The sequence below is a fragment of the Pluralibacter gergoviae ATCC 33028 = NBRC 105706 genome, assembly GCF_001598855.1.
Taxonomy (GTDB): Bacteria; Pseudomonadota; Gammaproteobacteria; order Enterobacterales; family Enterobacteriaceae; genus Pluralibacter; species Pluralibacter gergoviae.
Genome location: NZ_BCZS01000072.1, coordinates 1 through 5,080, shown reverse-complemented (window position 1 = coordinate 5,080; position 5,080 = coordinate 1). Strand labels below are relative to the sequence as shown.

Annotated in this window: 4 protein-coding genes and 1 pseudogene; all 5 read right to left on the bottom strand. The window is 65.4% G+C overall.

Annotation, left to right across the window (positions count from 1 at the left end; all coding sequences use genetic code 11):
- Positions 1-288: pseudogene (hcp, locus tag ENGE1_RS26055) on the bottom strand (type VI secretion system effector Hcp); the annotation flags it as partial.
- A gap of 5 nt (positions 289-293) precedes the next feature.
- A complete protein-coding gene (locus ENGE1_RS26050) occupies positions 294-2,006 on the bottom strand; it encodes an OmpA family protein (protein ID WP_064360887.1) in 1,713 nt (570 codons plus the stop codon).
- Between the two features lie 3 nt (positions 2,007-2,009).
- Positions 2,010-2,663, bottom strand: a complete 654-nt coding sequence (gene tssL, locus ENGE1_RS26045; protein WP_048255387.1) for a type VI secretion system protein TssL, short form — start codon at positions 2,661-2,663, stop codon at positions 2,010-2,012.
- On the bottom strand, positions 2,660-3,997 hold the full coding sequence (gene tssK, locus ENGE1_RS26040) for a type VI secretion system baseplate subunit TssK (protein WP_043086749.1): 1,338 nt from the start codon (positions 3,995-3,997) through the stop codon (positions 2,660-2,662). Before tssK ends, tssL begins: the two co-directional genes overlap by 4 nt.
- 18 nt (positions 3,998-4,015) lie before the next feature.
- On the bottom strand, positions 4,016-5,080 hold a 1,065-nt coding region (tssC, locus tag ENGE1_RS26035; RefSeq protein WP_064360886.1), incomplete at its 5' end, for a type VI secretion system contractile sheath large subunit.

Below are 5,080 nucleotides of genomic sequence, written 5' to 3'. Positions count from 1 at the left end.
TCCGGCGTCGTTGATGCGGTACCACTTAAACTCCGCCGTCTTCAGGGTCTGGCCGGTGGTCACCGCCTTGTAGAGGTACGGGCTGGAGGCGTCGATTTCCTTGGTGAACAGGAACGGCGTGTGGATACGGGTCCCGGTCAGCTTGCCGGTGTTGTTGTCGGTCGGGATGTACAGGTTATGCTCCTGGGCCACCACCTCGATGCTGCCCTCGCGGTCCTTAACGTCCACGGAGCCTTTGATGTCCGCGCCGCCGTCGTCCTTGAGCCACAGATAAACGGGAATTGCCATGCGTGTTACTCTCCTCTGGGATGTGAAGCGCCATCATCCTTCGATGGCGCGGGGGGTTCGCCCGGCGCCCGGCAGGCGTCCGCCTGCGGCACCAGGCTGATTTCGACCCGGCGGTTCTGCGCCCGCCCTTCGGGGGTGTCATTGCTGGCCACCGGGCGGTCGGCGCCGTAGCCCTGCACGGCGAAGCAGCTCCCCGGCACGTCGCCGGTGTCGCGCATCCAGTCGCGCACCGCTTCGGCGCGCCGCAGGGAGAGGGCCTGATTGACCGGCGGGCTGCCGGTGCTGTCGGTGTGGCCGCTGACCACAATCAGCCAGCCGGGCCTGGCCTTAATGCCCACCAGGGCGCTGACCAGCAGCTTCGTGGCGCCGGGCTTCAGGGACGACTGCCCGGTGTCGAACAGCGCCATGCTGTCGAGACGCACGGTCTGCGGGGCGTCCGGTACGGGGGCGCTGACGACAGGGACAGCCGGGGCCGGGGGAGTCCAGCCGTCAATTGCCGCCCGCAGCGGCGGGATAAGGCGAAAACCCTGGTACAGCCCCATCGTGTAGCGCATCGGCGGCCCTTCCCGCTGCCAGGTATCCAGCAGGCGGTCATCGCGCCTCAGCTGCTGCTGCGCCTGCAGCTTCGGCCCGGGCGGACTGCCGGTCAGGCGCTGATACAGCGCCAGGTGGTCACCCACGCTCTGAATCAGGCGCTGGTTATTAACCCAGGACGCCGTGATGGCCAGCAGTAGAAAGAGCCCCGCCAGCAGCCCCGCCAGGCGCAGGCTCTGCATCATCCGGCTGACGCCGTGCCGCCGCTGCAAATGTGACAGCAGTAAATCCGGAAGCGGTGGAAAATCTGCCGCCTGCTCAGTCCGGCCACGCAGGGTAGTGACATCCTCCAGCTGCCGCTGCCACAGATTGTCAGGCAGCGCACTCAGGGGACCGGTGCAGACAGCAAGCATTCGGGGTGGCAGTGCCGGCGTATCGTGATGTCGGGTGTTTATTACCTCCATCACCTGCGGATTCAGCCAGCGAAAGAGTTGCCGCAGCCACAGGGCGCTGTCCAGCCTGGCGCCCCGCTGCGTATCATCCGCACACCAGCCGCGCCAGTCCCGGGAGACGGCACCGGCCTCCTGCACCTGAATACCCGACTGGCCATCGGTCAGAAAATACCAGCGACAGTCAGCTGCGGACGTTTTCTCCGGCGGATTCAGCCACACGCCGCACCAGACGGGCGGCAGGCCGGAAAAGGCCCGCCGGGTCAGGGCCACGGCGCGCTGCCACTGATGCAGCCGACTGCTGAACAGGGCCGCCTCCTGCCAGCGCTCCGGCACCACCGCCAGCAGCACCGAGACCTGTGAAATCAGGGCCGGTCTGGCAGAGGCAAGCGACTCTGCCACCGATGCCAGCCGCTCCGGTTCGCGAACCGGGATATACCACCCCTGCCGGGTCTCCTGGCTGTCCCGGTCCGGTGCAAAGAGCGCGCAGCTGTCGCCACAGACCAGCACCACCGCGCCTTCAAAATCCTCAGGCGGCAGGATGCGTTCGCGGATACCATCCTGAGCGGGCTGATGCTGTCGCCAGAAATACCCGCTCACGCAGCCCGCGAGCAGCAGCGATACCGCGCTCAGAAAGATGCGGCTGCCGCTTCCCAGCGGCCAGAAGCCGAGAATAATCCACAGGCTCAGTATCAGGGCCAGCGCAGTCAGCATCTGTCGGGTGAGGTTGCGCATCCCTTATCCGCCTCCGGCAATGGCTGACACCATCCGCTGGAGCGAGGCGGAGAGCGTAAACCAGACCACCGCCAGCGCGCCGGCGCCGAGAATCCATGACAGCCAGTACAGACGGCGTCCAGCGCGGAGCCGGCCCGCCCGCACGACGATGGGCGCCTCTTCCACCTGCGTGAACGGCGCGACCCGCTGATTCAGGTTACGCACCACGTCCTCGCGGCGCTCGTCGGACTGCTGGCGATAGCGTCCGACGAAGCCCAGGCTCAGCGCCCGGGAGAAGCAGGTCAGCACGGCATTGTCCGGGGCAGGGGCCTGAAGCTCGGTGCGGATGCGCTCCCACAGCTCCTCCCCGGCGTTGAGCGTGTTGAAGTAGCGGGCCTGCAGCGGGTTGGCCAGCCAGACGCGGTAGCCGTCATCCTCCTTACCGCGGTTGAGTACGCTCTCGTCAAACAGCGCGCACTGGGTATATATCAGATTATCAATGCTGCCCTGCGGGACGCCCCTCGCTTCAAGCTGTTTCCGCCAGTCGTCCAGCCAGTCGCAGGTGCGGCGATAGAGCGCTCTGCCGTCGCTGATGCCCTGGCCGTTGCGCAGCCGGCTGACCATCAGCCAGCCCGGCCAGAACAGCGTGTCGATATATGAACCGGTGTTTTCTTTCATGAGCGCAGTACCGCGTAAAGTTCGAGCTGCGCGTCGCCGAGCGCTGCCGGAATATAGAAGGCGCAGTTGCCCGCCTCCAGCATCCTCTGCGCCGCCGGCCCGCTGAGGTCAAGGGCGAAATACTGGTTCTCAAGGCGCAGGGGGATGGCGGCCGGAACGTGATGCAGGGGCCTGAGCGCCACACCGTTCAGCGCCACGTTAACCACGTCGGAAACGTCGTCAGAACTTCCCGCCTTGCACAGCAGCGGGAACTGGGTCTGCAGCAGGTGGTTGGGAATGGAAGAGCGCACGGAGAGGTAAAGGTCAGCGCCCTCCCGCAGACGCCCATCGTGTAGCAGGCCTTTCCAGAACTGACCGCTGTGGGTGAGTTCGATACTGATAACCCGCGACGGCAGGCTCGCCTCCAGCAGCGCATCCAGCAGGGTGAACAGCGGTGGAAAGACCTGCTCCGGCGCATCGTGCCGGTAGGCGGGGATATCTGCCGCATCGTGCGCCAGCGAGAAGGTCAGCAGGCTGCCCGCCAGCCTGGCAAGCTCCCGGTAAAGCAGCTCCGGATGGCGGAAAGGCACCTCCAGCAATTCGGCCAGCACCGGCTCCGCGCTGTTCAGGGCATTCAGCAGCCAGAACAGCGATACGTCGGCTACGGCAAAGTCCGCCATACGTTCGTTGCTTTCGCGCCGCATGGACATCAGCCGCTGACGCCTGGCCTGCAGGCGCCTGAGCAGGTCGCCCAGCGACTGCACCAGCGCCGGGCTGACCGACAGCGACAGCATCGGCGGAATAAAGGCCATATCGCGGCTCCACTGCCCCTGCGCGTTGCGCACCAGCCTGGCGACCGGTAAGGTCAGCCAGGCCGCGTTCTCCTGAGTGGAGAGACGCAGAGTCAGCGCATGGCGTAAAATCGCCAGTTCGCCCCGCTCGCTGCCGGCCAGATCCTGCACCATCACCCGCTCCGCCTTCCAGCGGCGGGGGCGCTCGCTGTCGCGCCCGTCGTCCAGGTTGCCGCCGTTGGCGCTCAGCAGCGGCAGCGCCAGCAGAATATCAACGGCATCGCTGCCGCCCGCGGCGGAGAGGTCGCACACCGGCGGCAGGTTGTCGGCAAGCTCAGTATCCACCAGCGTCCCGTCCTGAAAGCGGGCGATAATGCGCGTGGCGTTAAGGCGGGAGAGCGCCAGCGCGGCGTCGTCAAACTCGGCGGCAACGACGCCCCACGGATGCGCCAGCCCCATGCGGGCCACGCTGCCGGCAACGTGGGCGTCCCACCGGGCCTGCTGCTGGAACTGCTGCGGCGCCAGAAAGGCCCCGTCTTCCCATAGCGGGCGATAGATTTTCATCAGCATCCTGCCCCGTTATTACGCTTTCGCCTTCGGCATCCGGGAGACCAGCGACAGGTTCACGTCCATCCCCTCCACCTGGAAATGCGGAATGGCGTACAGCTTCACGCGGAAGAAGCCCGGGTTGTCCTCGATGTCTTCCACCACCACCTTCGCGTCGCGCAGCGGGTGCGAGGCCTGCAGTTCGTCGCCCGGGTCGGTCATCTCGGTCACCAGGCCGCGCACCCAGGTGTTGAGCTCCAGCTCCAGCAGGCGGCGGTCCTTGGTGGAGCCGATGTTCTCCCGCTGAATAATCTTCAGGTAGTGGGCGATGCGCGACAGCAGGAAGATGTACGGCAGGCGGGCGTTGATGCGGCTGTTGGCCGTCGCCTCCGGGGTGTCGTACAGCACCGGCTTCTGGGCCGAGTTGGCCGAGAAGAAGCAGGCGTAGTCGCGGTTTTTGTAGTAGGAGAGCGGAATAAAGCCCAGATTCGCAAACTCAAATTCGCGGGTCTCGGGGATCATCACCTCTGAAGGAATTTTCACCTGGTTGCCGGTCCCGAGGTCGTAGAGGTGGATGGGCAGGTCCTGCACCGCGCCGCCGGACTGCGGGCCACGGATCTGTACGCACCAGCCGTTGTGGATGAAGCTCTTCACCATGTTGGCGGCGAAGGCAAAGGAGGCGTTGGTCCACAGGTACTTGTCGTGGTCCGGGCCCTTCACCTCCTCGATATAGTTGAAGCTGCGCACCGGCACGGTGTCCGGGCCGTACGGCAGGCGGCCCAGCACCCGGGGCATCACCAGGCCGAGGTAGCGCGAGTCGTCGGTGTCGCGGAACGACTTCCACTTGATGTACTCCGCGCGATCGAAGTAGTTGCCGATGTCCTTGATGGCGGCGACTTCCTCCATACTCTCTTTCAGGAAAAATGCCGGTCCCGCCGAGCCGATAAACGGCATGTGCGCGGCGGCAGAGACTTTCGAGATATTGCGCATCAGCGCCACGTCCTGGGCGGAAGCGTCAAACTCGTAGGAAGAAATCAGCGCGGCAATCGGCTCGCCGCCGGGCGTGTCGTACTCATCGATATACGTGTGCCTGTATAATCC